The organism is Sphingobium fontiphilum (genome assembly GCF_014196635.1).
Classification (GTDB): domain Bacteria; phylum Pseudomonadota; class Alphaproteobacteria; order Sphingomonadales; family Sphingomonadaceae; genus Sphingobium; species Sphingobium fontiphilum.
This window is the reverse complement of record NZ_JACIEB010000005.1, coordinates 168,619-193,855: the sequence shown is the minus strand read 5'-3', so window position 1 is coordinate 193,855 and position 25,237 is coordinate 168,619. Positions and strand designations below refer to the sequence as shown.

At 64.3% G+C, this 25,237-nt stretch carries 31 protein-coding genes; 13 read left to right on the top strand and 18 right to left on the bottom strand.

Annotated features, from left to right (window positions below):
• Positions 1-5: 5 nt before the first annotated feature.
• Complete coding sequence (locus GGR44_RS11785) at positions 6-632, top strand: glutathione S-transferase family protein (protein ID WP_183955779.1); 627 nt, start codon at positions 6-8, stop codon at positions 630-632.
• Here GGR44_RS11785 and GGR44_RS11780 read toward each other — a convergent pair.
• The 16 genes from GGR44_RS11780 to GGR44_RS11705 all read right to left on the bottom strand — a co-directional run bounded on the left by GGR44_RS11780 (position 620) and on the right by GGR44_RS11705 (position 15,403).
• Positions 620-1,156, bottom strand: a complete 537-nt coding sequence (locus tag GGR44_RS11780; protein WP_183955778.1) for a nuclear transport factor 2 family protein — start codon at positions 1,154-1,156, stop codon at positions 620-622. The two genes, GGR44_RS11785 and GGR44_RS11780, sit on opposite strands and share 13 nt — an antisense overlap.
• Positions 1,122-2,195, bottom strand: a complete 1,074-nt coding sequence (locus tag GGR44_RS11775) for an NAD(P)H-dependent amine dehydrogenase family protein (protein ID WP_183955777.1) — start codon at positions 2,193-2,195, stop codon at positions 1,122-1,124. Before GGR44_RS11775 ends, GGR44_RS11780 begins: the two co-directional genes overlap by 35 nt.
• 14 nt (positions 2,196-2,209) lie before the next feature.
• On the bottom strand, positions 2,210-2,986 hold the full coding sequence (locus GGR44_RS11770) for an SDR family NAD(P)-dependent oxidoreductase (RefSeq protein ID WP_183955776.1): 777 nt from the start codon (positions 2,984-2,986) through the stop codon (positions 2,210-2,212).
• 4 nt (positions 2,987-2,990) lie between these two features.
• Positions 2,991-4,283: a cytochrome P450 gene (locus tag GGR44_RS11765; protein WP_221214358.1), complete on the bottom strand. Its 1,293-nt coding sequence runs from the start codon at positions 4,281-4,283 to the stop codon at positions 2,991-2,993.
• A 1-nt stretch (position 4,284) separates the two neighbouring features.
• A complete protein-coding gene (locus GGR44_RS11760) occupies positions 4,285-5,664 on the bottom strand; it encodes a phosphotransferase (protein WP_183955775.1) in 1,380 nt (459 codons plus the stop codon).
• A complete protein-coding gene (locus GGR44_RS11755; RefSeq protein WP_183955774.1) occupies positions 5,664-6,059 on the bottom strand; it encodes a nuclear transport factor 2 family protein in 396 nt (131 codons plus the stop codon). The genes GGR44_RS11760 and GGR44_RS11755 overlap by 1 nt, the downstream gene beginning before the upstream one ends.
• A gap of 10 nt (positions 6,060-6,069) precedes the next feature.
• Positions 6,070-7,095, bottom strand: coding sequence for an LLM class flavin-dependent oxidoreductase (locus tag GGR44_RS11750; protein ID WP_183955773.1), 1,026 nt, complete (start codon positions 7,093-7,095; stop codon positions 6,070-6,072).
• A gap of 15 nt (positions 7,096-7,110) precedes the next feature.
• Positions 7,111-8,214, bottom strand: coding sequence for a phosphotransferase family protein (locus GGR44_RS11745; RefSeq protein WP_183955772.1), 1,104 nt, complete (start codon positions 8,212-8,214; stop codon positions 7,111-7,113).
• Positions 8,211-9,014 carry an SDR family NAD(P)-dependent oxidoreductase gene (locus GGR44_RS11740; protein ID WP_183955771.1) on the bottom strand — a complete coding sequence of 268 codons (804 nt, stop codon included), beginning with the start codon at positions 9,012-9,014 and terminating at the stop codon, positions 8,211-8,213. Before GGR44_RS11740 ends, GGR44_RS11745 begins: the two co-directional genes overlap by 4 nt.
• 87 nt (positions 9,015-9,101) lie before the next feature.
• A complete protein-coding gene (locus GGR44_RS11735; protein WP_183955770.1) occupies positions 9,102-10,022 on the bottom strand; it encodes a TIGR03619 family F420-dependent LLM class oxidoreductase in 921 nt (306 codons plus the stop codon).
• Positions 10,023-10,077: 55 nt separating this feature from the next.
• The gene (locus GGR44_RS11730; protein ID WP_183955769.1) at positions 10,078-10,341 is read right to left on the bottom strand and encodes a hypothetical protein; all 264 of its coding nucleotides are present in this window, start codon (positions 10,339-10,341) and stop codon (positions 10,078-10,080) included.
• 361 nt (positions 10,342-10,702) lie between these two features.
• Positions 10,703-11,209 (bottom strand): DUF1993 domain-containing protein, encoded by a 507-nt coding sequence (locus tag GGR44_RS11725; protein ID WP_183955768.1) that lies wholly within the window; start codon positions 11,207-11,209, stop codon positions 10,703-10,705.
• A gap of 23 nt (positions 11,210-11,232) precedes the next feature.
• The gene (locus GGR44_RS11720) at positions 11,233-12,414 is read right to left on the bottom strand and encodes an NHL repeat-containing protein (protein WP_183955767.1); all 1,182 of its coding nucleotides are present in this window, start codon (positions 12,412-12,414) and stop codon (positions 11,233-11,235) included.
• 316 nt (positions 12,415-12,730) lie between these two features.
• Complete coding sequence (pgmG, locus tag GGR44_RS11715; RefSeq protein WP_183955766.1) at positions 12,731-14,113, bottom strand: phosphoglucomutase/phosphomannomutase PgmG; 1,383 nt, start codon at positions 14,111-14,113, stop codon at positions 12,731-12,733.
• A gap of 34 nt (positions 14,114-14,147) precedes the next feature.
• A complete protein-coding gene (locus GGR44_RS11710) occupies positions 14,148-14,600 on the bottom strand; it encodes a J domain-containing protein (RefSeq protein WP_183955765.1) in 453 nt (150 codons plus the stop codon).
• Positions 14,600-15,403, bottom strand: coding sequence for a division plane positioning ATPase MipZ (locus GGR44_RS11705; protein WP_183955764.1), 804 nt, complete (start codon positions 15,401-15,403; stop codon positions 14,600-14,602). Before GGR44_RS11705 ends, GGR44_RS11710 begins: the two co-directional genes overlap by 1 nt.
• A gap of 110 nt (positions 15,404-15,513) precedes the next feature.
• On the opposite strand from GGR44_RS11705, the gene panC reads away from it, so the two are divergent.
• Positions 15,514-16,377, top strand: a complete 864-nt coding sequence (gene panC, locus GGR44_RS11700) for a pantoate--beta-alanine ligase (RefSeq protein ID WP_183955763.1) — start codon at positions 15,514-15,516, stop codon at positions 16,375-16,377.
• Here the strand turns inward: panC and GGR44_RS11695 are convergent, their stop codons facing one another.
• Positions 16,378-16,818 (bottom strand): CopD family protein, encoded by a 441-nt coding sequence (locus GGR44_RS11695; RefSeq protein ID WP_183955909.1) that lies wholly within the window; start codon positions 16,816-16,818, stop codon positions 16,378-16,380.
• A complete protein-coding gene (hemE, locus tag GGR44_RS11690; protein WP_183955762.1) occupies positions 16,818-17,858 on the bottom strand; it encodes a uroporphyrinogen decarboxylase in 1,041 nt (346 codons plus the stop codon). The genes GGR44_RS11695 and hemE overlap by 1 nt, the downstream gene beginning before the upstream one ends.
• A gap of 287 nt (positions 17,859-18,145) precedes the next feature.
• Here hemE and GGR44_RS11685 point away from each other — a divergent pair, with 287 nt between their 5' ends.
• From GGR44_RS11685 to GGR44_RS11635, 11 genes are all read left to right on the top strand, one after another.
• Positions 18,146-18,973: a pyruvate, water dikinase regulatory protein gene (locus tag GGR44_RS11685; RefSeq protein WP_183955761.1), complete on the top strand. Its 828-nt coding sequence runs from the start codon at positions 18,146-18,148 to the stop codon at positions 18,971-18,973.
• On the top strand, positions 18,970-19,566 hold the full coding sequence (locus GGR44_RS11680) for a Maf family protein (protein ID WP_183955760.1): 597 nt from the start codon (positions 18,970-18,972) through the stop codon (positions 19,564-19,566). The genes GGR44_RS11685 and GGR44_RS11680 overlap by 4 nt, the downstream gene beginning before the upstream one ends.
• On the top strand, positions 19,563-20,384 hold the full coding sequence (aroE, locus tag GGR44_RS11675; protein WP_183955759.1) for a shikimate dehydrogenase: 822 nt from the start codon (positions 19,563-19,565) through the stop codon (positions 20,382-20,384). The genes GGR44_RS11680 and aroE overlap by 4 nt, the downstream gene beginning before the upstream one ends.
• 3 nt (positions 20,385-20,387) lie before the next feature.
• On the top strand, positions 20,388-20,981 hold the full coding sequence (gene coaE, locus GGR44_RS11670) for a dephospho-CoA kinase (protein WP_183955758.1): 594 nt from the start codon (positions 20,388-20,390) through the stop codon (positions 20,979-20,981).
• Between the two features lie 29 nt (positions 20,982-21,010).
• Entirely contained in the window at positions 21,011-21,712 is a 702-nt protein-coding gene (gene dnaQ / locus GGR44_RS11665) for a DNA polymerase III subunit epsilon (protein WP_183955757.1), read from the top strand.
• Between the two features lie 71 nt (positions 21,713-21,783).
• Positions 21,784-22,377 carry a ribosome hibernation-promoting factor, HPF/YfiA family gene (gene hpf / locus GGR44_RS11660; RefSeq protein WP_183955756.1) on the top strand — a complete coding sequence of 198 codons (594 nt, stop codon included), beginning with the start codon at positions 21,784-21,786 and terminating at the stop codon, positions 22,375-22,377.
• A 151-nt stretch (positions 22,378-22,528) separates the two neighbouring features.
• Positions 22,529-22,993 carry a PTS sugar transporter subunit IIA gene (locus tag GGR44_RS11655; protein WP_246344581.1) on the top strand — a complete coding sequence of 155 codons (465 nt, stop codon included), beginning with the start codon at positions 22,529-22,531 and terminating at the stop codon, positions 22,991-22,993.
• On the top strand, positions 22,953-23,459 hold the full coding sequence (locus GGR44_RS11650) for a PaaI family thioesterase (RefSeq protein WP_183955754.1): 507 nt from the start codon (positions 22,953-22,955) through the stop codon (positions 23,457-23,459). Before GGR44_RS11655 ends, GGR44_RS11650 begins: the two co-directional genes overlap by 41 nt.
• Positions 23,452-23,784 (top strand): DUF1491 family protein, encoded by a 333-nt coding sequence (locus GGR44_RS11645; RefSeq protein WP_246344580.1) that lies wholly within the window; start codon positions 23,452-23,454, stop codon positions 23,782-23,784. Before GGR44_RS11650 ends, GGR44_RS11645 begins: the two co-directional genes overlap by 8 nt.
• 179 nt (positions 23,785-23,963) lie before the next feature.
• Positions 23,964-24,626: a cell wall hydrolase gene (locus tag GGR44_RS11640; protein WP_183955753.1), complete on the top strand. Its 663-nt coding sequence runs from the start codon at positions 23,964-23,966 to the stop codon at positions 24,624-24,626.
• Positions 24,627-24,719: 93 nt separating this feature from the next.
• Positions 24,720-25,199, top strand: a complete 480-nt coding sequence (locus GGR44_RS11635) for an MmcB family DNA repair protein (protein WP_183955752.1) — start codon at positions 24,720-24,722, stop codon at positions 25,197-25,199.
• Positions 25,200-25,237 lie beyond the last annotated feature (38 nt).

Here is a 25,237-nt window from a genome sequence, read left to right as displayed (position 1 = left end):
ACGCAATGCTCAAGCTGCACCATCTCAACCACAGCCGATCGTTCCGGGTATACTGGCTGCTGGAAGAACTGGGCCTGCCGTTCGAAGTGGTGCGCCACGAACGGCACCCCGAAACGCGCATGGGACCGCCCGCGCTCAAGGCCGCGCACCCCATCGGCAAGGCACCGGCGCTGGAAACCGAAGATGGGGTAATGGTCGAATCCGGGGCGATCATCGACTACATCCTGCGCCGCCACGGTGATGGCGGGCTGGTTCCGGCGGACGACAGCCCCGACTTGATGCGTTACCTGGAATGGATGCACATTGCGGTGTCGATCGGCACCATGCCGATCATGCTCAAGGTTTATGGACTGGCGGCCGGGCTGGCCGGCACGGCGTTCGACGAGCGCGCCGATGCCGAGTTTACCAGCGTACTGAACTATATCGAACAGTCGCTGGAAGGGCGCGACTACCTGCTGGGCGACCGTTTCAGCGTGGCCGATATTCAGGTGAGCTTCGTTGCCGAACTTGCGCGGGCGCTGATCGGGATCGATGCCTACCCGAACATGCAGGCGTGGCTGGGGCGCGTCCACGCGCGCCCGTCCTTCCGCGCGACCATCGCCAAGGGCGGGGAGTATGCCTACGCTTCGTGAGCGGTTTCGCCCGCCACCGCGTTGCCGACCAGCCGCCGCCGGACATTGACCAGCAGCGGCTGGCGCGCGATGGGCGCGCCGCGCACGCGCGGATCGTCGATCACCCGCCAGATGTGCAGCGTATCGGCAAACTCCTTGTATTCGACGATGCGCCCTTCGCGGACCTGCAACTGGAAGATGTAGATGTTGCGATAATCCGCGCCGTCGGCCAGCTTTGCCGCGCTTTGGGCTTCGAACCACACCCGCTCGCCCTGCGCCACCATTTCCCCGATTTCGAACACCATCGGCCCGGCCAGCGGCAGGATGGCGGTTTGCGCGAAGAAGGCATCGACATCCATCCATCCGCAGAACGGCATGTCCCCGGCCACCAGAATCCGGCAATCGGGTGCGAACAGGCCCCGCAGCGCCGCGACATCGCCCGCCATGGCGGCGTCGATCCACGCGTTGGCGACTGCTTGCGGTTCGGGCGCTTGCGGTTGCGGCGCGCGGTCAGGCACCGGCTGGCGCCGGCTGGTGAAACGCATCGGTCCCGGCCAGCGGCGGGGCATCGGTCAACAACATGATGCCCGGCGCGGCCGCCACGACATAGGGCACAGCGTGAATTGCGTGCATCGCGGTGGCCATACAGGCATCGTCGGTCGGCATCACGCTTTCCGATCCGATGTCGATCCGCGCGTTGATCGTCGGTTCGCCTTCAAGATCGATCAGCCAGCCATGACCTTGCGGCCATTCGGGGGCAAGATCCTCGGCCATGCGGGTAAAGTGCTGCAACACGATGCGTTCACGCCCGCCGGAAATCACCCGCACGCCAAAGTTCATCGCGCCCACCGTTCCCGCCGGGATCGTGCCTGCCGCCACCTGCAGGTCGCGCGGCGTCACGGCCACGTTGCGGAAATTCTCGATCCGGTCGATCGGCAACCCCAGCACATCAGCCACGAGCATGCCGGAATGGCGCCATGTCTCGCCCACCAGATCGACATTGGCGAAGGCAGGGGTCGGATCGTCGGGTGCAAAGCCGAAGCCCATCAGGTCGAACATCTGGTAGGTGCTGGGATACTTGTCGTACATCAGCGTTTCGGACGCCACCATCCGGTCCACCCGGCGCGAAAGCCGCGCGAGGTAAAGCGGCACGGATTCGGCAAGGAAGCCGGGCATGATGCCAAGGCCGTGGAAGGTCGAGCCGCCCCTGGCGCAGGCCGCCGCCAGCGCCGCCTCCACGTCCGGGCCGAGCGATTTGGGGTAGATGAAGTTGGCCGCCGTGGTGACCACGTTCTTGCCCGATTCCAGTAACGCGCAGATATCGGCAATGCTGCCTGGCACATCGTTTTCCGCGCCCGCAAGGAACAGCACGCAGTCCGCCTCAAGCGCCAGGATCGCCGCGCGGTCATTGGTCAGCGCCACACCCAGCGGGGCGGTGCCGGCCACGGTCCCGATATCCTGCCCGGCCTTTGCGGGATTGTAGGTGAACCCACCGACGATGGAGTAATCCGGCCGTTCCGCCGTGGCGCGGATGACCATCTTGCCGGTGTGTCCGGTTGCCCAGTGAATAATCCGCAAAGCCATGGCGCTCTCCTGTTCTATTGTGCCGTCCAACCTCCATCGACCGGCAGGACATGGCCAGTGACCATCGCCGCCTGATCGCTGCACAGCCATGCAATCGCATCGGCCTGTTCGGACGTGGCGATGACCCGCCGGATTGGCTGGTTGGGAAGCAGGTGGTCGATCACCATCTGCCCCATTTCCGCGCCCGCCTTGTTATAGGCTTCGGTCGGGGTCACCCCCGGCGCGATGCAGTTCACCCGCACGCCGCGATCGGCATAGGATATGGCGGCAAACTTGGTCAGCCGCACGACCCCGGCCTTGGCCGCGGCATAGGCGGCCCCGGCCGCGCCGACATGCAGCAGCCCGGCCAGCGAGGTGACGTTGCAGATCGCACCGCCGCCATGCTGGATCATGTGCGCGATTTCGTGCTTCATCGACAGGAACACGCTGCGCAGGCTGACCGCCTGGGTATGCTCCCACGATTCCAGCGACTGTTCGTGGAAATCCGCGCCCGACGCATCGCGGTGCGCATCGCCGACGATATTCGCGGCAATGTGCAGCCCGCCGAACGCCCCCACCGTTTCGGTGACCAGCGCGGCCACATCGGCCTCCGCCGTGGCGTCGGCGCGCATGAAGCGCACGTCGTGGCCTTCGTTGCGCAGCCGCTCGGCCGCAGCGGCACCGGTTACGGCGTTGATGTCCGAAAGCATGACCCGCGCGCCGCGCCGGGCAAAGCCTTCGGCGGTGGCGAGGCCGATGCCCGCGCCCGCTGCGGTGACCAGCGCCACCTTGCCCCTCCCCATCCCGGTCATGCCATCACCCCCACACCACGTGCAGCGCGCGCGGCCCGCGCAACTGCGCGCCGACGATCACCGGCGGCGGCTGATCGGGATCAAGCCGCAGATTGGGCAGATCGAGCAGGGCGTTGAGCATCGCTTCCATTTCGGTCTTGGCCACCGGCATCCCCAGGCACATGTGCGTGCCAGCGCCAAAGCCGACGTTGACTTTCTGCGGCCTGTCGATGTCGAAAACGTCGGGGTTGTCGAACACGGCCTCGTCGCGGTTGGCTGACCCCGAGCACAGCGAAAGCGCCGCGCCTGCCGGGATCTTCACGCCGTGGAACTCCACATCCACGGTCGCCTGCCGGGCCAGGAACTGCGATGCGGTTTCCCAACGCATCCCTTCGTTGATCGCCTTGGGCACCAGCGTGCGGTCGTTGCGGATGCGCTCCAGCAGCGCGGGCTGTTCCAGCAGCGCCACCATCATGCTGCCGAACGATCGCGTCGTCGTTTCCGCGGCGGCGGGCAGCATCTGGCGGATCAGCTCGGTGATGTGCGCATCGTCGAGCCGTTCGCCGTCTGCCTCGGCGCGCAGCAGGTAGCCGATCAGGTCTTCACCAACCGACCCTTCGGCCCGGCGCTGGCGCACCACTTCGAGCGTATCATCGTAAAGCTCCTGTGCGGCGGCAAAGGCGGCGGCCATGCTGGCCTTTGCCTTTTCGGGATCGCGCTGCGGCCCGACGAGGATGCGCATGCCACGCGCGGCAAACTCCTGCGTGCGCGCTTCGTCCTTGGGGAAGCCGATGATTTCGTAGATCAGCCGGACCGGCAGCGGAAGCAGCAGGTCTTCCATCAGTTCGGCCCTGCCACGCGGTTCCAGCCGGGCCACCGCATCGCGCACCACCGGCGTCAGCAGCGTCTTCCACCCGGCAATGACACGCGGCGAAAAGGCCGGGGCCAGCAGCTTGCGCGCCACCTTGTGCGTGGCATCGTCCATCCCGGTTAGCAGGAACCCGCCAAGGAACTGCCCCAGCCCTTCCTGCAACAAGGTGCTGGTGAACGTCGCCGGGTCGCGCAGCACGGCCAGCACATCGTCATAACGGAACAGCGTGAAGACCTGCCGCCCCAGATTGGCATAGTCCGCCTGCGACGGCACGTTCCATTCGGCCAGAATATCGCCCACCATCACCGGCCGCGTCTTGCGGTATTCGCGGTAGACGGCGTGCGGATCGGCGATATCGGTGCCGTAGACGCTGCTGACGGCGGCGAAATCGCGCGAGATTTCGCTGGTCGCGGCGGCAGGCGCGGTTTCTGGCGTGGCGGTCATCATATCAGGCTCCGTCCAGGCGGCTTTGCGGCAGGCGCACATGCAGTGCCGCCTCACCGATGGAGGTCGGGCCGAACACCTGCAGGCGGCGGCCTTCGATCGCGCCCAGCAGGGTTATCAGCGCGGCGTCCTGATCCGGTCCAGCCGCCAGCACGAAGGCTTCAAGCGCCGCTTCGGCGGAAGGCCAATCGGCAAAATCCCGCTTCAGGAAGGCGCTGACTTCGGCGATGTTGCGCGCGACCATCGCGGCGCCATGGGCATCGGCCCGCGCCACCCATTCGATCAGTTCCACCACCTGCGCCTTGTGCCCTTCGGCCACCGGATCGCGCGGCGCGACCCCGGACAGCGTATCGGCCAGTTTGCGGATCAGGGTGGCGTTGTCGCCGGTCCGTTCCGCCAGCGGCGGCAGTTCTGGCAAGGGCACCCCGGCGAGTTGCGAAAGCGCCAGCAGGATCGACCGGCGCAGCGCCAGATCGAACTGGAGATAGACCGAATGCGGATCGGCCGGGCGCGGATCGGCAACCGTGCCGGTGAACTGCATCGTGCCGAGCAACGAGAACTGCAGGACGTGGAACAGGATGGCATCATGGTCCAGCGGTTCGCCGCTGGCCTGTTCATAGTAGCCGAACAGTTCGGGCAGCGGCGCGCCCATCGGTTCGATCGTGTTGCGCATGCCCATGGTGGCCAGATCCACCATCGGATCGCCAATCATGCTGAACTCGAAATCGTAGAGCTTGGTCATGCGCTGCTCGTGAACCAGGAACTGCCCGGAATCGAACTGGATGAACGCCGCGCGCGTACGGTGGCGCGGCACGTTGCGCCGGATCCACTGGATCACGAACTCCAGCAGCGGTTCGGGCCGCTTCTTGGTGCGCAGATATTGCGGCATGTAGGTATTCAGCCCGATCAGCGCGATCTCCTCGGCCCCCTGCGGCACGTGGATGTCGACATCGGCGAAGGCTTCGACCGGCACCTTGTGCATGGCGGCCACGGCGGCCATGTATTCGCGCCCGATCGCGCTGTGCGCCTCGGCGGAAAGACCGGACAGGTCGCGCGTGCCCTGAATCGATTCCATCACGATGCACGGTGGATCGGCCAGATAGCCGTGGACTTGCGGCACCGGGATGCCCTGATCGTACAGCACGCTGATGATATCGGCTTCGCGCTTCAGATCGGGAAAGATCGCCACGTCTCCGGTACGGTCGCCGCGCAAGTGCAGTTCGGTGATCTTTCCGTCCACCTCGACATCGGCAAACCACGCCGGACGCCAGCGCACCTGCTGTTCCATCCGCACGATCCGCCCGCCCATCGTCGCCTCGACGAAATCGCGAATGCGCTGGATGGCGGCTTCGTCGTATTCGGGAACCCCGGTAATTTCGGCCATTACGCGGCCCCTTCGGCGGCGGGACCAAAGGCGGCGGCGGCGGCGCGCGTGTCCATATATTCCTTGCCCGAAACGATCAGGCCATCACGCACGATCAGCAGGTTGTGGTATTCGTTGCGATAGACGGTGTGGGGAAAGGTCATTTCCCCCCGCACTTCCACGGCAACCCGGTCACCCTCGGCGGTGATGCCGACGATATCGGCGACGCGGCGGTTGGCGGTGAGCAGCCCGTCGCGCACGCTGGCGATGAAATCGGCGCGCGTCATGTCGCCAAAGCCCAGAATCCACCAGGTGCAATCGGGATGCTGCAACGCCTCGATCGTGGCGATATCGCCATCGACCACTGCCTGCATGTAACGGCGGGCCACAGCCTTGTTTGCTTCGATGTCAGCCACGATCAGCCTTTCAATTGCCATAGAACAGGTCGGCAATGCCGGCCGAATAAAACGCCATCTTGTCCGGCTCCAGGCCGTAGTGCGGGATCACTGGGGTGCAGGCGTCGGCGTGTTCCACCCTTTCGTGGAAACGGCGCAGCACTTCGTCCTTCGGGCCGACCAGCGCGATGCTTTCCACCATCTCGTCGGTGCAGGCCGCGACCATTCCGGCCAGATCGCCCGCGGCAAAGCGTTCCTGCAAGGCCCGCGCCGGATCACCCATGCCGATCCCGTCGAAATAGCGCAGGTACTGCGGCGACTGGCTGTAGAACGCCACGTTGGCGCGCGCATCGTTGATCGCCTCGCGCTTGTCGGGGTTCACCGCGACGAACATCTGCAGGTTCACCGTCACCGCGCTGCGCGGCCGACCGGCCTTGTCCAGCCCGCGCTTGAGCGCCGGGGCGGCAACATCGCGGATCCATTGCGCGTTCCACAACGGGTGGCCCAGCAGACCATCTGTGGTTTCGCCGGCCATCTCGCACGCGTTCTGGAATACGGCGGGCAGGTAGATCGGAATCTCCGTCCGAACTGGGGGGGCCAGCGTGCGGAAATTGGCCAGATCAAGCCTGTGGTACTCGCCTTCGAGCACGCCGAGCTCGCCGGTATGTCCCTTGGCCACGATCTGGCGCACCATGCCGATCACTTCACGCATGTGTGTCAGCGGCTTGCCATAGGACGATCCAAACGCGCCTTCGGTGAGGCTCTGCGCGCTCGACCCCAGCCCCAGAACCGCACGGCCGCCGCTGATCAGGTCAAGGTCCATGATGTTGCAAGCGGTTTCCAGCGGGCTGCGCACAAAGGCCAGCGCGATGCCGGTGCCCAGCTTGACCTTCTCGCTCACCGCAGCAGCAGCGGACAGCGGCAGGAACGGCGCGCCGAAAGTCTGCGATGCCCAGATCCCCTCCAGCCCGGCGGATTCATAACCCGCCACCGCCGCGACAAGCTGTTCACGCGGCATCGGCGGCAGTTGCGCCCATATGTGATTGATCGCGGTCATATGCCTGTACTGCTCCTAGACATCGTAGAGTTTGTGGATTTCAAGATCGGTGGCGGCCACGCAAAAGCGTTCGAGCGATGGCAGCGTGGCTTCCTTGGGGTTGATATTCGATTGCCAAGACACCAGTCCCCAGATGATCCAGCGGCGGTATTCCCGCCAAGCCGTATCGAAATCGATGGCGATGCCATGTTGCGCCATGACCGAGAGATAGTGGCGCAGCAAATCGCGTTCGCCCGCGCGACGGTCCGCCACGGCGATCGACCCTGCCGCGAAGTAGCTGTAATCGCGCCAGCCGTGGCCCTTGCGCACGATCTGCCAGTCAAGGAACAACCGCCCGCCATCGGCCAGCCCATAGCTGTTGCCCAAATGCGCATCGCCGTGGACCAGGCACAGCGGTGTGGGATCGGCCATGTCATGGGCGCACAGTTGCAGCCAGGCATCGCGCAGCTTCTGCGGGTTGTCGGCAAACCACGCCGGGAACATCGCCACGCGGTCGGGCAGGCGGTTCACCTTTTCATAGTGATCGGCCATCATCGCCCAGTAATCGTCGCCCGCGTGATCGGGCGCCATCGCGCGTTTCAGCCAGCCTGCCGCGTCCAGCCGCGGATCGTTCCACGTGCTGGCGTGCAGCGTGGCCAAGGCGGCAACGCCCTGCATGGCCTGGTCGATGGTTATCGGTTCAGCCGATGTGCCGAAACGGCCGCCCCAGTGCGCCATGTCGGCCAGCACCAGCAGGCCCTGCTTGCCCTGCGCATCATCATCCCAGTCGGCATAGAAACAGTGCGGTGCAGGCAAGTGCAGCCCTTCGCACAAGTCCTTGTAGAACCGCGCTTCGTTGACGTTGGCTTCCCCGCTCAAAGGGCTGCCCGACCAGTTGGACTTGAGGCACAGCGCCGCCGGCAACACCGCCGGATCCGGCCCGCTGACCAGCACACGCACCTTGGTGGTGTGGCCGGGAATGATTTCCACCACATCCATCGTGGCGATCTCGATCCCCGGATAGCGGTGACGCAGCACGCCTTGCAGCCAGGCCGCATTCACGGCGGCAAGATCGACCGGCAAACGGTCCTGCCGCGCCGGATAACCGCGTGCGGTGGTGGCGGCGCCCACGCCGCTCACCCCTTCTGCCCTGCGGCGTAGTCCATCATGTCCATGACATGGGCATGATGCGCCGACATGCCGCCGTCGATGACGATGACCTGCCCGTTGATATACCGCGATTCAGCCGATCCCAGGAACGCTACCAGCGCGGCGATATCGGCCGGTTCGCCCAGTTCGCCCATCGGCATGTGCCGGGCAATGATGTCGAACTCGCGCCCGGCCACCTTGCGCGAATGTGGCGTGACGATCGGTCCGGGGGCAATGGCGTTGCAACGAATCTTCTGCGCGCCGTGCTGCGTCGCCATATAGCGGGTCATGGAAATGACCGCCGCCTTCGATGCGCCATAGGCGATCCGCGCACTGTCGCCCAGCATCCCCGATCCCGACGCGAGGTTGACAATGGCGCCGCCGCCTGCCTGCGCGATGTGCGGGATGGCGTGGCGGCAGCAAAAGAGATAGCCGGTGGCGTTGACGTGCATGGTACGGTCCCACACGTCGTTGGGGATGGTCACCGCATCGGTATCGGCCATCATCGTTGCCATGTCGGTCAGCGCGGCATTGTTGACCAGCACATCCAGCTGCCCGAAGGCCTCGATCGTGCCGTCCACGGCGGCCTTCACCGCGGCTTCATCGGCAATGTCGAGCGCAAAGCCCACGGCCTGGTTGCCATGGGCCGCAGCCACCTCGCGCGCGGCTTCGCCGACGATGTCGGTTACCGCCACCCGTGCGCCTTCGGCCACCAGCCGTTCGACCACGGCCCGGCCGATCCCGCCCGCGCCACCGGTCACGAACGCGACCTTGCCTGCAAACCTGTTCATGCTTGATAATCCTCTCATGGGAAATGGCCGACGATCTGGCGCCGCCGTAGCCATCTTGAAATACCGGTCCTGCGTAAGGGTGCGCGATCAGACGCGCGGCATGATCTCTTCGGCGACCCAGCGGAGCCGATCAAGGTATTCGGACTTGTCCTTGATACCCGGCGGCAGCGGCACGATGGTTTCGGTGATGCCCAGTTCCTTAAGCCAGCCGATCTGGTCGATGATCTTCTGCGCATCGCGCGTACCGGGCGCGCGCGGATCGTCGAGCACTTCATGGTGCGATCCGACGTTGAGCATTTCGAGCGCGAAGAACACCTCGATCGGGCGGCCATCATATTCCGGCTGCGACTTGATCAGGTCGATGCATTGGGGGAAAGTTTCGGGCGGAGTGCGGAACGGCGACCAGCCATCCCCGAACTTCGCCACGCGCTTGAGCACTGGTTCGGCATCGCCGCCCAGCCAGATCGGGATGCGCGGCTTCTGGATCGGCTTGGGTTCGAACCCGGCGTGCTTGAAATTGACGAACTCGCCTTCGAAGCACGGATCGTCCGATGTCCAAAGTTCGATCATCGCGGCGAGATATTCGTCCGCCATGCGCCCGCGCTTGTGGAAATCGACGCCCAGCATGTCGAACTCTTCCTTGAGCCAGCCGACGCCGAACAGCGCCTCGGCGCGGCCGCCGGTCATCCAGTCAAGCGTGGACCACGCCTTGGCCTGCACGATCGGGCTTTGCAGCGGCAGGATCGACACGGACGAGGAAAGGCGCATGTTCTTCGTGCGCCCGCCAAGATAACCCAGCGCGACGACGACGTGGAAATAGTGGTAGCCTGAGAGGTCATAGTGCTGCGACGGGATCACGAAGTGTTCGCCCAGCATGCACTTGTTGAACCCCAGTGCATCCCCCTGCGCGACCAGATCGCCCACCTCCGCACCGGAAAGCGCGAACTCCCAAGGCTGCACCATCGCCTTGACGTGCATGGAATTGGGAACACCCATATTCAGCTTCATCTGCAATCCTCCGCCGGGGCGCCGCCATCAGCGGGCAGCACCGTTCACGCGCCGATCATGCGCAGAGTGGCGCGCTGCACCACCTTCCCAAAGGAAGGGCAGCGCCCGCGGCGGCGATATCATCGGCGGTGTCGATATCCAGCGCCACTTGCGCCGCGCGCGCCTTGTCAGCATCGTCGCGCATCGACGTGGCGGCACGGGCGACTGCCAGCCCCGCCGGGGCATCCTCAGCATTGTCGATCAACAGACCGTCGAGGAACGCGCCATAGTGTGTGGCGATGGATGCCTTGACCAGCGCAATGCCCGGTTTGTTCATCATCTTGGCGGTCGGGCCTTTCTCCGCCTTGCCGCCGGTGGCCGGCGATACGTCGACACCAGCGCGGCGGTTTGGCGCTGCGCCTGCGCCAGCCCCGACACGGCGAGCAGCGGGTCGATCGACAGGAACGGGTTGACGGCGCGACGATCACTGCGTCGGCCACGGCAATGGCCGCGAGGACTCCCGGCGCGGGGCGGCTCTGCGCCGCGCCGTCGAAACGGATGGCACGCCCCGCAGGCGCACGGCGGCGGGCAGCAGTGTTTAGTCCCAGCATGTGATGGTGCGGTTTAGGGATTTGAAATATGCTCCGCCCCAAGCCGCAGCAAACAGGCGTATTTCAAATCCACCGCACTAGGCGCAGGCGTCAAATGCCCCCCAGATAATCAAGCTTGCCGACCGGAACGCCCGCCTGACGCAGCAACGCATAGGCGGTGGTCACATGAAAATAGAAATTGGGCAGCGAAAAAGTCAGCACATGGCTGCGCCCCGTGAAGGGAAAGTCCCCGCTCGGAGTCTTCAGCACGACTTCAACATCCTCACGCCCGTCGATCCGGTCGCGCGGCACGGATTGAAGGAAGGCGATGGTCCGGGCGATCCGCTCCTGCAATTCGTCGAACGTCTGTTCGGTATCGGTCATGGGAAAGGGATCGAGCTGACCGATGCGGATAACCGCGCCCTTGGCGCTATCGCAGGCGGACTGCACTTGCGCGGTCAGGGGATGCATATCCTCGATCAGCCGCGCGCCTGTCAGCGTCAGCGGGTCGACACCCTTTTCAGCGGCATGGGCAGCGCCCTTTTCCAGCAAGGTCGAAAGCGCCCGCAGGCCACGGACAAAGACCGGTATGGTGAGATCATAAAGCTCTGTCGCCAAGGGGATTCCTCCGGGTTGGTGGATCATTTCAGCCCGGTGAAGACGAATTTCTGCACCCGGCGGCCGGTATTGACCTCGGTCGCATAGATATTGCCTTCGCTGTCGGTATCAATGCTGTGCAGCCAGGTGAATTGCCCCGCCTGCCGCCCGATCCGGCCGATCGAGCCGACCACTTCATGGGTCGCCCGGCGCAATATCCAGATGCGCCCGTTCATCATGTCGGCGACATAGAGCCAGCTTTGTTCGGGGTCGGGTGAAAAGGCGATGTCGGTGACCGTGTGGGTGCCGCCGGTTTCCGCCGCAATCGCCAGGTCGCGCACGAAAGTGAGCGCCCCATCCTTGCCCCGCTTGAAAATCTGGGCGCGATTATTGTTGCGGTCGCAGACATAGACATGGCCGTCGCGCGCGGGAACGACGCAATGGACGATGTCGCCGAAAATTTCGGCCTGGGGATCGGCCACCTTGCTCGGGTCGACGGCGTGGCTCTGATCGAACGCGCCCTGCCGCGTTGGTGCGACCGGCGTCTTGCCATAAGCGCCCCAGCGCCCCCTAAATCCGCCATCCTTGTCCGAAAAGCCGATGACGCGGCGATTCACATAGCCATCCGACACCAGCACCATGCCGTCGCTGTGGTTGACGTCGGATGGGTTGCCCAGCCGGTCGGTGGACTCGTTGCCCGCCGTCTCCCCGCGCCGCCCGATCGCCCGCAGGAAATTGCCGTCGGGGCTATAATTGAGCACGACATGATCGTCCTTGCCATTGCCGCCGAACCAGACCGTGCCTTGCGCGTCGACGAAAATGCCGTGCAGGCTGCTGGGCCACTGGCCGACGCCATCGACCGAGGGTGCGCTGGCCGCGCCGCCCCAGCCGCCCAGATAGCGGCCGTCCTTGCCGAAGCGCACGACCGGCGGCGCCGGTTTGCAACAGACGGCGATGGGCGGGTTCTGCGCCAGCCCGGTGTCGGTGGCGGTCAGCGAATGGGGACGGTGCACCACCCACACGCTGTCATCCGGCCCGACCGCGACGCCGCTCACCTGACCCAGCAGCAGATCGTCGGGCATTTGCGGCCAGGCGGCGTCAACCTTGAATTGCGGCACCGCCGTTCCCTCTGGCGCGATGCGTTGCGTCGCCACATCGACCAGCGCGGGCGAAGCCGGAAGCGATTGCGGCGCAAGGGCGAGCAGGACGAAAGGCAGAAAGCGCATGGGTCCGGTATCCGCATCAGGGGAAAGGGATTGTCGGCAGGATGGGGGAGGCGTGACGCGCGGGCAAGCCAAAAGCGGCGCGAGATCCATGCGACCGACAATTGCGGGGCGACGGGTTCAGACCAAAAAAAAAGCCGCCCGGGAAGGGCGGCCTTGAAAGTTTTAGGAGAGGATGCCTGAAAGGCCCGTTCCTTTTGCGCCGCAGCACGCTTCGCTGCAAATGCGAAAATCACGTCTGCGGTTGCAAAAAATGCAATCAGTAGCCTTTTGCTATGTTTCCGTAACGGAAACCGCCGCGACAGTCGCTCATATTTTTTTAATGGCCGGCCTGTTCGCCACGTTCCAGTCCCGAAGCCGCCAACTGCGAATCGATCTGCGCCATCAATCGTTCGAGCCCCGCTTCGTCGCGGGCCTCGGCACGGGCGACCAGAACGTCCTGGGTGTTGGACGCCCGCAGCAACCACCAGCCATCCGCCGTGTTGACCCGCGCGCCGTCAGTATCGTTGACCTGCGCCCCGGCCGCCTTCAGCCGATCCAGCACTTCGCCGATGACCGCGAATTTGCGGCTTTCATCGACCTGGAACCGCATTTCCGGCGTATTGACCATGGGCGGCATTTCGCCGCGAAGCTGCGTCACGCTCTTGCCCAGCGCAGTCGCCGCGCGAATCAAGCGGACGGCGGCATAGAGTGCGTCATCAAAGCCATAATATTGGTGTTTGAAGAACACATGGCCGCTCATTTCCCCGGCCAGGGGGCTGCCCGTTTCCTTCATTTTGGACTTGATAAGGCTGTGCCCGGTTTTCCACATCAGCGGCTTGCCGCCCAGTTCGGCGACCCTGTCATACAGCGCCTGGCTCGCCTTCACATCGGCGATAATCGTGGCGCCCGGTTCATCGCGCAACACCGGTTCGGCATAGATGGCAAGCAACTGGTCGCCCCAGATGATGCGCCCTTCGCCATCGATCGCGCCGATGCGGTCGCCATCGCCATCGAAAGCCACGCCGAAGTCGAGCTTCTTGTCCGCGACAAGGGCGCGCAGGTCGGCCAGATTCTTCTCTTCGGTGGGATCGGGATGATGGTTGGGGAAATTGCCGTCTACATCGGTGAACAACGTATAATGTTCACCCGGAATCAGCTTCACCAGCTTTTCCACCACCGGCCCGGCCGCGCCATTGCCCGCGTCCCAGCCGATGCGATAGGCCGCGCCGTCGAAATCCTCCAGCAGCCGCGCGACATAACGGTCGATGATGTCGACGTTTTCATTGCCCGCCGTCCCTTCCGCCCAGTCGCCCGACGCGGCCATGCTGCCCAGCTTCTGGATGTCGTCGCCGAAAAAGGGGCGATGCTGAAACACCATTTTGAAGCCATTGTAATTGGCGGGATTGTGGCTGCCGGTAATCTGGATGCCGCCATCCACATCCAGCACCGCTTCGGCATAATATAGCATCGGCGTCGGCCCCATGCCGACACGCACCGCGCCGATGCCGGCGTCGTTCAGCCCCCTGACCAGCGCCGCTTCCAGAATGGGCGAGCTGACGCGACCGTCATAGCCCACGGCGACCTTGCCGCCGCCCGCCCGGCCGATCAGCGTGCCGAAACCCCGGCCGATGGCATAGGCGTCTTCGTCCCCCAGGGTTTCGCCGATGATCCCGCGAATATCATATTCACGCAGGGACGTGGGGTGGAACTGGTGGGCCATGGGCTCGACTTATCCTTTCAATCGGATGGATGGTTTAATCGGGGCGCGACCTGTTTCGGTCGGCCTGATAGCGCAGCAAAAGGTCGCGCGCAGCATTAATCTGGGCCGCCAGCGCCTCTGTGCCGCCGCGATCGGGATGAACCGACGCGATGAGGCGACGATGCGCGTTGCGGATCATCTGTTCGTCGCTGTCGACGGGCAGGCCCAGCAGCGCGCGGGCCTGGGCGACATCGCCTGGTTCGATAGCAGACAGCGATTTTTTTGCGGGTTTGCGCTGTGGCGTGCGACTGGTGGAACGCCAGAAGAAAAATGCGGTCGAGGCGATGAGCGGGATCGCGCCCAGCAGCGGCTTGCCCTTCGCCGCCATGACCGCGCCGACAATGGCGATGCCCAGAGCCATGCCATCCCTGGCCGTCATCCGCTGCAACCGGCCGGTCCACAACAACCAGCCCGCGAGGGCGATGACAAGGATGGCGAACAGACCCATCAGGCCACGTCCTTCGGCTCCGCGTCGCTGTCGGCCACCATGGGCAAAGCGAAACCGGCGACCATTTCGCGCAATTCCTGCCGCGCGGCGATATGGCTGATGCCCAGATCGCCCAGATGCCCCTTGTCGAGCAGGGTGAGGCCGGAAGGGAAGAGTTCGCGGAATACGACCCGTTCCGACAGGCCGGGGATGACGCGAAAGCCGACGCGGCGCGACAATTCCATCAGCGCCTCGCCCACGCGCTTCTTGTTGCGCGCGTCATGGTGCTGGACGCGGTTGCGCAGCACCACCCAGTCGATCGACACGCCGTCGACCTTGGCGCGGGCCTTGCGCGTTTCGAACATCAGGTCGGCATAAAAGGACAGGCGCTTGACCTTGAACGTCTCGCTGTCGACCTGACCGATCAGGTCGAAATCGACGAAACTGTCGTTCATCGGCGTGACCAGCGTATTGGCATAGGCGGCGATATGGCGGGCGAAGACATCGTCGCGGCCGGGCGTGTCGATGATCAGGAAATCCTTGCCCGCGCCGACCATTGCGGTCTCTTCCTCCAGCGCGTCGATGGTGTCGCCGCGCAGCACCGTATAATCGGGCATGGGCAGGGCGATGCCGCGCCGACGCATGGTTTCGGCCCGATTTTCCATATAGCGGGTGACGGTGCGCTGGCGCGGATCAAGGTCGATCATGCCGACGCTGTGGCCCAGCGCCGCCAGCGCGATGGCGGTATGCACCGCTGTCGTCGACTTTCCGGTGCCGCCCTTTTCATTGGCGAAGACGATGATGTGCGGTTGGCCGTTCGCCATTGCCCCTGTTTACCCCGTTGATGATCGCATTGTTTCTTGACCGGCGGCCCTGCGGGTGCCTAGCAGGACGGCCCAATCTTCCCACCGCCCTTATCGGAGCCGTTCGTCCCGTGCAAACCCTGCGTGATCTGCCCACCCTGCGCGTCGCCCTTTCCGAATTGCGCGGCGATGGCGGCAAGCTGGCGCTTGTCCCCACCATGGGCGCCCTGCATGACGGGCATATGGCATTGGTGGAGGAAGCCAGACGGCTGGTTGGCCATGCCGGGCGCGTCGCCGTGTCGATCTTTGTCAATCCTCGCCAGTTCGGGCCCAATGAGGATCTCGAAGCCTATCCACGGCGCGAGGCGAAGGACAGTTCCATGTTGCAGGCGGCGGGCGTCGACATCCTCTGGATGCCGACCGTCGATGTCATGTATCCCGCCGGTTTCGCCAGCAATATTGTGGTTTCCGGCGTCAGCGAGGGGCTGGACGGCGCCGCGCGGCCCGGCCATTTCGATGGCGTCGCCACGGTCGTGACCAAATTGTTCAACCAGGTGCGGCCCGACATCGCGATATTCGGCGAGAAGGATTATCAGCAACTCGCCGTCATCCGCCGCATGGTCGCAGATCTCGACATGGGTATCGACATTGTCGGCATGCCCACCCAGCGGGCCGAGGACGGCCTCGCCCTTTCTTCCCGCAACGCCTATCTGACCGATGAGGAGCGCAAGGCCGCGCTGGCCCTGCCCCGCGCGCTGGGGGAAGCCAAGCGCCAGATGGAAAAGGGCGCGACCGTGGAAAGCGCCATTGCCAAGGCCATCGCCATGCTGGCGAGCCATGGCTTTGGCACCATCGACTATGTGACATTGTGCGACGCCGCAACGCTGGCGCCGATGACGGTGCTTGACCGTCCGGCGCGGCTGCTGGGCGCGGCGAAGCTGGGCAAGACCCGCCTGATCGACAATATCGCGGTGCTGCCGCTCGAAACAGCCTGATCAGAAGGGCTTCACGATCACCGCGATGACGACGATGGCGGCGGCGACGCCAGGCACTTCGTTGAGCAGGCGAAGCTGACGGTCGGTCATCGGCCGCAGCCCTTTGGCGAGCTTTTTCGAATAACCCGCGATCCAGCCATGATAGGCGGACAGGCCCAGCACGACGAGCAGTTTGAGATGGAACCAGCCGAAATGCCAGGCGCCGATCTCCACCATCAGCATCAGGCCGAAAACCCATACCAATATGATGGACGGATTGAGGATGATCCGCAGCAACCGGCGTTCCCGCTCGATCCATTTGACATCCTCATCCGATCCGACGGCGCATTGCTGGTGATAGATGAAGAAACGCGGCATCATGAACAGCCCCGCCATCAGGAAGATGACGAAGATGACATGGGCCGCCTTCACCCACAGATAGGCTGCGCCGAGATAGGCCATCACCTTGTCTCCTTTTCCCGCACATAGCTAATCAGCGCTTCGACATGATCAATGGGGGTATCCGGCAAAATGCCATGGCCCAGGTTGAAGATATGGGGCCGCCCGGCGAAAGCGGCGCGGATATTGTCGACCGCCTCGCGCACCGCCGCTCCCCCCGCGATCAGCGCCAGCGGGTCGAGATTGCCCTGCACCGGCAGCCCGGCAGGCAATTCGCGGTTCGCCCAGTGCGGATCGACCGTTTCGTCGACGCCAACCGCATTGACACCAGTGCCGCGCGCATAGGCGGCGAGTTTCGCGCCAGCGCCCTTGGGAAAGCCGATCACGGGAATATCGGGGTGAAGCGCCTTTAGCTTCTCCACGATCCGGGCATTGGGTTCGATAACCCAGCGGTCGAACTGCAACGGCGCCAGGCTGCCGGCCCAACTGTCGAACAATTGCACCGCTTCCACGCCCGCCGCGATCTGGCCGGAAAGATAGATGACAGTCGCGTCGATGATCGCGTCGATCAGCGCGCCGAAGCGTGTCGGATCGGCATAGGCCATGCGACGGGCCGCGCCCTGATCCTTGCTGCCCTGTCCCGCGACCATATAGGTGGCGATGGTCCAGGGACTGCCCGCAAAGCCGAGGAATGTGACGGACGGGTCCAGCGCCGCCTTCACCTGGCGCACCGTTTCATAAACAGCGTCGAAGCGGGTGAAGTCGGGCGTGAGCGCCGACAGGTCGGTTTGCGCCAATATCGGGGCAAGGCGCGGGCCTTCGCCCGCTTCGAACCACAGATCCTGACCCATGGCATAGGGTACGATCAAAATGTCGGAAAACAGGATCGCCCCGTCAAAAGCGAACCGGCGCAGCGGCTGGATGGTCACTTCGGCGGCGGCTTCGCTGTCATAGACAAGCTCGAGGAAACCGCCCTTTTGTGCGCGCAGGGCGCGATATTCGGGCAGGTAACGGCCCGCCTGGCGCATCAGCCACATGGGCGGCACATCGGGCATGGCGCCGCGCAGGACGGAAAGAAGCGGCTTGGCGTCGGACCCGGTCATACTAATCCTAATTTTTAAGATTCTTAAGGGATGATGATGTTTGTTGGGGCGTTGGCAGCGGGGTTTATGCGTTGCGCCCCGATTTGCCAACAGCTTGACTCCCCGTGGTGGATGATGACCCGATGAGTCCGGAACCTTATCCCTGTTATCCACAGGCTGTGGACGAAATCTGTGCCCTGTGGGAGGGTTGTGGATAAGATATCGGGCAGCGGGGATCGAAAATTATCCGCCATTTCCCTCCCAAACACTCCCTTGCTTTATCCACAGCCCTTCCACACAGATAAGCGATGGCGCGCATCCATCTTCACCTTCTGTCCGACTCTACCGGCGAAACGCTGGAGAATGTGGCCAAGGCCGCCATCGGCCTGTTCGAAAATGTGGAGGCGGTTCGCCATTTCTGGCCGATGGTGCGGTCCGAAGTCCATCTCGACAGGATCATGGAGGATATCGCCGCCAATCCCGGGCTTGTGCTCTTCACCCTGACCAACCATCAGTTGCGGCGGCGGCTGGAGGGGCGCTGCCGGGCGCTGGGCCTGCCCTATGTCGCGCCGCTCGACAATGTCACCGACGCGCTGTCGAACATATTGGGGCAGGAAACCCGCAACCGGCCGGGTCGCAAACATATATTGGACGAAGCCTATTTTGCGCGGATCGAGGCGATCCAGTTCACCATCGCCCATGATGATGGCGTCGGCCACGAAAATTGGGAAGAGGCCGACATCATCCTGGCGGGCGTGTCGCGCGCGTCGAAAACGCCGACGTCCATCTATCTCGCCAATCGCGGGTACAAGACGGCGAATATTCCGCTGGTCCGCGAATCGCCGCCGCCGCGCAACCTCTTTACGCTGCGCCATCCCATGGTGGTGGGATTGACGGTCAGCCCCGACCGGCTGATCCAGATCCGGCGCAACCGGTTGTTGTCGCTCAACCAGACGCCCGAAACCGCCTATGTCGATCTGGACAAGGTGCAGGAGGAACTGGCCTTTTCCCGCCGCATGTTCGCCGACAATGGCTGGCCGGTGATCGACATGACCCGCCGTTCCATCGAGGAGGCGGCCGCCGCCATCATCAACCTGTTCAACGACCGGGTGCTGGCGGCGGAGCAGCAGGGATGACCATCATCCTAGCCTCTACCAGCGCAAGCCGCCGCGCCATGCTGACCGCAGCGGGAGTCTCGTTCGAGGCGCTGGCCCCCGGCGTCGACGAGGAAGCCGCCAGGGACGCCCTGCGCGCCGATGGCCTGTCGCCGCGCGCCCTGGCCGACGCACTGGCAGAACTGAAGGCGTTGCGCGTGTCGCGCCGGGCGCCGCGCGCGCTGGTGCTGGGATGCGACCAGACATTGGCGGTCGACGACGGGCCGATGATCGACAAGGCGGTCGACCGGGCGGACGCGGAATCCATCTTGCGCGCGCTGTCGGGCCGCGTGCATTTTCTCCACAGCGCGGCGGTAATCGCCTTTCAGGGCGAGGCGATCTGGCGACATGTCGAAAAGGTGCGAATGACGGTGCGGCCCCTGTCCGACGCCTTCATCCAATCCTATCTCGACAGCGATTGGGAGCAATGCCGATGGTGTGTGGGCTGCTACCGGATCGAGGGGCCGGGCGCACAACTGTTCAGCCGGGTGGAGGGCAGCCAGTTTGCGATTCAGGGGCTTCCGCTGCTTCCGCTGCTTGACTTTCTGCGCGTGCGGGGCGTTCTGGCGGCATGACCGACAAACTGCCCTATGCCGAAGTGATCGGCGATCCGATCGCGCACAGCAAATCGCCCGTCATCCATAATTTCTGGCTGGAAGTGCTGGGGATTGAGGCGGAATATCGCAAGACATTGGTGAAGCCGGAGGATCTGGCCGCCTATTTCCTGTCGCGCCGGGCCGATCCGGACTGGCTGGGGTGCAATGTCACCATTCCCCACAAGATTGCGGTGATGGATTATACCGACGATCCGGGCGGCGTGCGCGACCGGATCGGCGCGATGAACACCATCGCCTGCGAAACCGGCGGGCCGCTGGTGGGCACCAACACCGATGCCGGCGGTTTTCTGCAACCTTTGTTGCGCGACAAATGGCAGGGGCGCAGCGCGCTGCTGGTCGGGGCGGGCGGCGCGGCGCGGGCGATATTGTTCGCGCTCACCAGCCTGGGCGTGCCCGACATCACCATCATGGCGCGTGATCCGGCCAAAGGGCAGGCTCTGCTGGACCGAGCCGGCGTGGACGGCCGGGTCATCGGGATGGAAGAGGCGGTGCCGCCCGTCGACCTGCTGGTCAACACCAGCCCGCTCGGCATGGTCGGGCAACCGCCGCTGGATCTCGACCTGTCGCCCTTGCCCGCTGGCGCAACGGTTTATGACATCGTTTATGCGCCGCTGGAAACCGGCCTGCTGAAGGCCGCACGGGAACGCGGTCTGAAAGCCATCGACGGGCTGGAAATGCTGATCGGTCAGGCGGCGCTCGCCTTCGACATATTTTTCGATGCGCAGGCGCCGCGCGATCGCGATGCGGAATTGCGCGCGTTGCTGGCCACTCGGTGACACATGAAAATCTATGGCCTGACTGGGTCGATCGGCATGGGGAAATCCGCCGTCGCCGCCATGTTCCGGCGTGAAGGCGTGCCCGTTTTCGACGCCGACGCGGAAGTCCACAGGTTGCAGGGGCCGGGCGGCGCGCTGATTCCCGCGATAGAGGCGCGCTTTCCCGGCGCCACTGGCCCGGACGGCGTCAATCGTGCAAAGCTTGGCGCGGCGGTGCTGGGTCATCCCCATGAACTGCGGGCGCTGGAGGCCATCGTTCATCCGGCTGTTGCGCAATCGCGCAAAGCATTCCTTCGTCGCAACCGCAGCCGCACCTTTGTGATCCTCGACATTCCGCTGTTGTTCGAGACCCATGGTCACCGGCGATTGGCGGGCGTCATCGTCGTGACCGCGCCGGCATGGAAGCAGCGCAAGCGAGTGCTTGCGCGACCGGGGATGACGATGGCGAAATTTCGCCGGATCGTGCATTTGCAGACGCCTGACGCGGAAAAACGGCGCCGCGCCGACCATATCATCCACACCGGAACCACATTTGGGCGCACCAGGGGTCAGGTGCGCGCTTTGGTCGCTTGCCTTGGCCGCAAGACAGGCGGATAAGGGTTTCCCAAGAGTCGGTCGGAAGGGCGATGCGCGAAATCATCTTCGACACCGAAACGACAGGATTCGATCCGGCGTCGGGCGACCGGCTGGTTGAAATCGGCTGCATCGAACTGGTCAACCGCGTTCCTACAGGCCGGACATTTCACGCCTATTACAATCCCCAGCGGTCGATGCCCGCGGCGGCGGAGGCGGTGCATGGCCTGTCCGACATTTTCCTGTCCGACAAGCCCCTGTTTGCGGGCGGCGCCGACGCGCTTCTGGCCTTCCTGGAGGACAGCCCGCTGGTCGCGCACAACGCCAGGTTCGACTTTGGCTTCCTCAATCACGAGCTGCGCCTGTGCGGTCGCCCGGAAGTGTCGATGGACCGGATGATCGACACTGTCGCGATTGCCCGCCAGATGCATCCGGGCGCAAAACATTCGCTCGACGCCCTGTGCACCCGATACGGCATCGACCGCAGCCATCGGGTCAAGCACGGCGCCTTGCTCGACGCCGAATTGCTGGCGCAGCTCTACATCGAACTGACCGGCGGCCGTCAGATTGGCCTGGGTCTGGCACAGGAGGTGGAATCAGTGGTCTTTCGGGCGGAACCACAGGCTGCGGCCTTGGTTCGCCCTGTTCATCCCGCGCGGGTCTTTGCGCCCAGCGCGGAGGAGCTGGAGCGGCACAGGGCGTTCGTCGCAACGCTTTCCAACCCGCTCTGGCTTGCGGGGTCGGACCCGGCCTGAACGGTCGGACCCGGCTCGTTCGAACCCGGTCTTTCCCCCTGATCGGCCGGGCAATAAGAAGGAGAAGACTTATGGATATTCGTGTTTCCGGGCATCAGGTCGACACTGGCGACGCTCTGAAGGAGCATGTGTGGACCCGTTTGGAGGCCGTTGCCGAGAAATATTTTTCACGCACCATATCCGCCCAGGTCACGTTCCGTCCCGCGCCGCATGGCGCTTTTCACTGCGACATCATGTGCCATGTCATGTCCGGCCTGATCCTGAAGGGTGCGGGCGAGGCGCAGGACGCCCACCAATGTTTCGATCTCGCCGCCGACAAGATCGAAAAGCAGTTGCGCCGCTATATGCGCCGCCTGAAGGATCGCCATGTTCAGGCCGCCGCCGCCGAGGCCGAGCGGGCCAACGGCTTCTCCTTCGAAACGATCGACGGCGCGGGCTATACCGTATTCGCCTCTTTCGATCAGGAGGATGAACCGGCCGAAGCGCCGCCGATCATTGCGGAAACCCGCGTCGACATTCCGCAGGCCAGCGTGTCGGACGCGGTGATGATGCTCGACCTGCGCAACACCAACGCGCTGCTGTTCGTCAATGCGGGCACATCGGCCTATAACATGGTCTATCGCCGCCATGACGGGACCATCGGCTGGGTCGAACCGCGCGTCTGACGCGCCTGCGCCTTTCGGGCCATGGGTCGCCGGTTGACCTTCGGGCGCAGGCGGCCTATGGCGCGGGACTTTAAGAAACCGGGCGGTCGGATCTCCCTTGCCTCCAATGGGAGGAAAATGCCGCAGGTCGGGATTTTCCAAGTTGGGCACCATGCAATTCGACGATATCGTTTCAGCTACAGCGCTGGCCACCGGCCTGTCGGTGAACGGCAAGAAGGCGCTTTTCCAGAAACTGGGCGAAATGGCGGCGGCGGTCTATGGTCTCGACGCGGGGCAGGTGACCGAAGCGCTGATGGAGCGCGAGCGGTTGGGTTCGACCGGTTTTGGCGGCGGAGTCGCCATTCCGCACGCCAAATTGCCCGATCTGGACCGGATGCGCGGGCTGGTGGTTCAACTCGATCCGCCGATCGCCTTTGACGCGGTCGATGAAGCGCCGGTGGACATCGTCTTCGCCCTGTTGTCGCCTGTCGACAGCGGCGCCGATCATTTGAAGACGCTGGCCCGCGTCTCGCGCTTCCTGCGCAATGAAAATCAGGTCGCGCGGCTGCGCGGGGCCCATTCCGATGGCGCGCTCCATGCCCTGCTGGCGGGTGGCGAGGCGCGTGACGCCGCTTGAGGCCGGGCCGCCGCCCAGCGGGGAAAGCGCGCATTTCCGTGCGCTGGAGCAGCTCTATGGATCGGCGCCGATCAACCGGCTGTTCCGGTCGCGGCTGACCATTCCCAGCGCTGGCCATTCGATCATTGATTTCGATGTCGACGAAAGCCAGTTTCATGCGGCGGGCGCTGTGCATGGCACAGTCTATTTCAAGATGCTGGACGATGCCGCCTTTTACGCCGCCAACAGCCTGGTGACGGATCGATTCCTGCTGACCACCGCCTTCAACCTGTTGTTCACCCGGCCAATCGGGCCGGGCCGTCTCCGCGCCGAGGGGCGCTGGATCAGCGGCAAGCGGCGAGTCTATGTCGCCGAGGCCAGCCTGATCGATCAGGACGGGGAAGAGGTGGGGCGCGGCACCGGCACTTTCATGCGGTCGCAATTCCCGCTGTCTTCGTTGCCCGGCTATCGCGCCGCCAATGGATGACGCGCGGCTGACCAGCGCCATGCTGGTGGGGCTGTTGATCCGCCGGGCGCAGGCGCAGGGCGGTTTCGCCATGGTGCTGGCGAAGGGCGATCCGACCAGCGGGGTCATCCTGATCCAGACCGCCGAGCGCGGGGTCGAATCCGGCCTGTTCGAGCGAATCCCCGATTATGAAAAGGGCGGTTATCGCCTGATTCCGTGCGGCGGGGCGGACCCGGCCGCGCGCGCCGACTATCTGGAACGGCGGCGCAGGAACGACCGGGATCTGTGGATAATCGAGCTTGATGTCCCGAATGCAGAACAGTTCGCCGCTGAAACGATCTGCTGATTGTTGACAGATGAGGCCGCGCTCGACATAGGCGCGCGGACGTTCCAACGCGCAGGTTGCCGTGCGGGCCAGGGGGGCCGACGGTAAACACGCAGACGGGGGGCGGCCCGGCACTGGCAAAATATCGGGTTACAAAAAGCCAGCGCCCAAGGCCAAGAACCGCACAATATGAATTGATTATGAGCTTTCGTTTGAAGGTTGCGACGATTGCAGCCCTCGCCCTGTCCGCCATCGCTGCGGTCACGGCAACCGACATGTCGATCGCGGGTCCCGCGATCCAGTCGACCACCGGCGTTGTTCCGGTGATAATTCCCGAAGGAACGCAAGGTTCCACGTCCGGCGTTCAGACGGCTGTTCGTTTCGCGGCACCCAGCGAAGTGGCGCAACCGCTCGAAACGCACACCCCCCCTTCCCACCCCGAAACGCCCGCAACCAGCCTTGCCGCGCTGGTCGAGGCCCAGGGGGATGCCGACCCGGTTGACGGCGACCTGCGTTGCCTGGCTGGCGCGGTCTATTTCGAATCCAAGGGCGAAAGCCTGGAAGGCCAGTTGGCCGTCGCCCGCGTCATCATCAACCGCGCCCGTTCGGGCCGCTTCGCCAGCAGCCTGTGCGGCGTGGTGTTCCAGCGCGGCCAGTTCAGCTTCGTGCGTGGCGGCGACATTCCGCCGGTCCGCGCCGACAGCCGCGACTGGCGCGAAGCCGTCGCCATTGCGCAGATCGCCCTGAACGACAGCTGGGACAGCCTGGCCGAAGGCGCGCTGTTCTTCCACGCCCGCCGCGTTGCGCCCGGTTGGGGCAAGACGCGCCTGGCTGTGATCGACAATCATATTTTCTATCGCTGATCGGCCTTTCGCCGACGCATTGACAAGGCCCGGAGTCGGAAAGCCGATTCCGGGCCCTTTCATTTGTTCATGGCATGTTCTATCTCTCGCATCATGATGGATGAAAGCTTATCCTGTCCGCCATTGACCGATGGCACGGCGCTGGCGGTGGCGCGGGGCACGTTGCGGCTGTTCGCGCGGCACGACATGGCCGGGATATTGGAAGTGCCGCTGCCCAATGGCCGCCGCGCCGACATCATGGCGATCGACGGCAATGGCCGGATCATCATTGTGGAAATCAAATGTTCGCGCGCCGATTTGCTGGGCGACGCGAAATGGCCGGACTATTTCGACTATTGCGACCGCTTTTTCTGGGCCGTGCCCGCGGGGTTCGACCTGTCGCCCTTTGACGGCGAGATATTGTGGCCGGGGCGGACGGGCCTGATCGTCGCGGACCAATATGACGCCGAACTGGTGCGCCCCGCCCCGGTGGAGCCGCTGGCCGCCGCCCGTCGTAAGGCCGAAACCCTCCGCTTCGCCCGCCGCGCCGCCCGCCGCCTGTCGGCGCTGTCGGACCCGGTGCTGGGGGTTTGAGGTTGGGTTGCGATGGGTCGACCGGGTTGGGTAGGGAA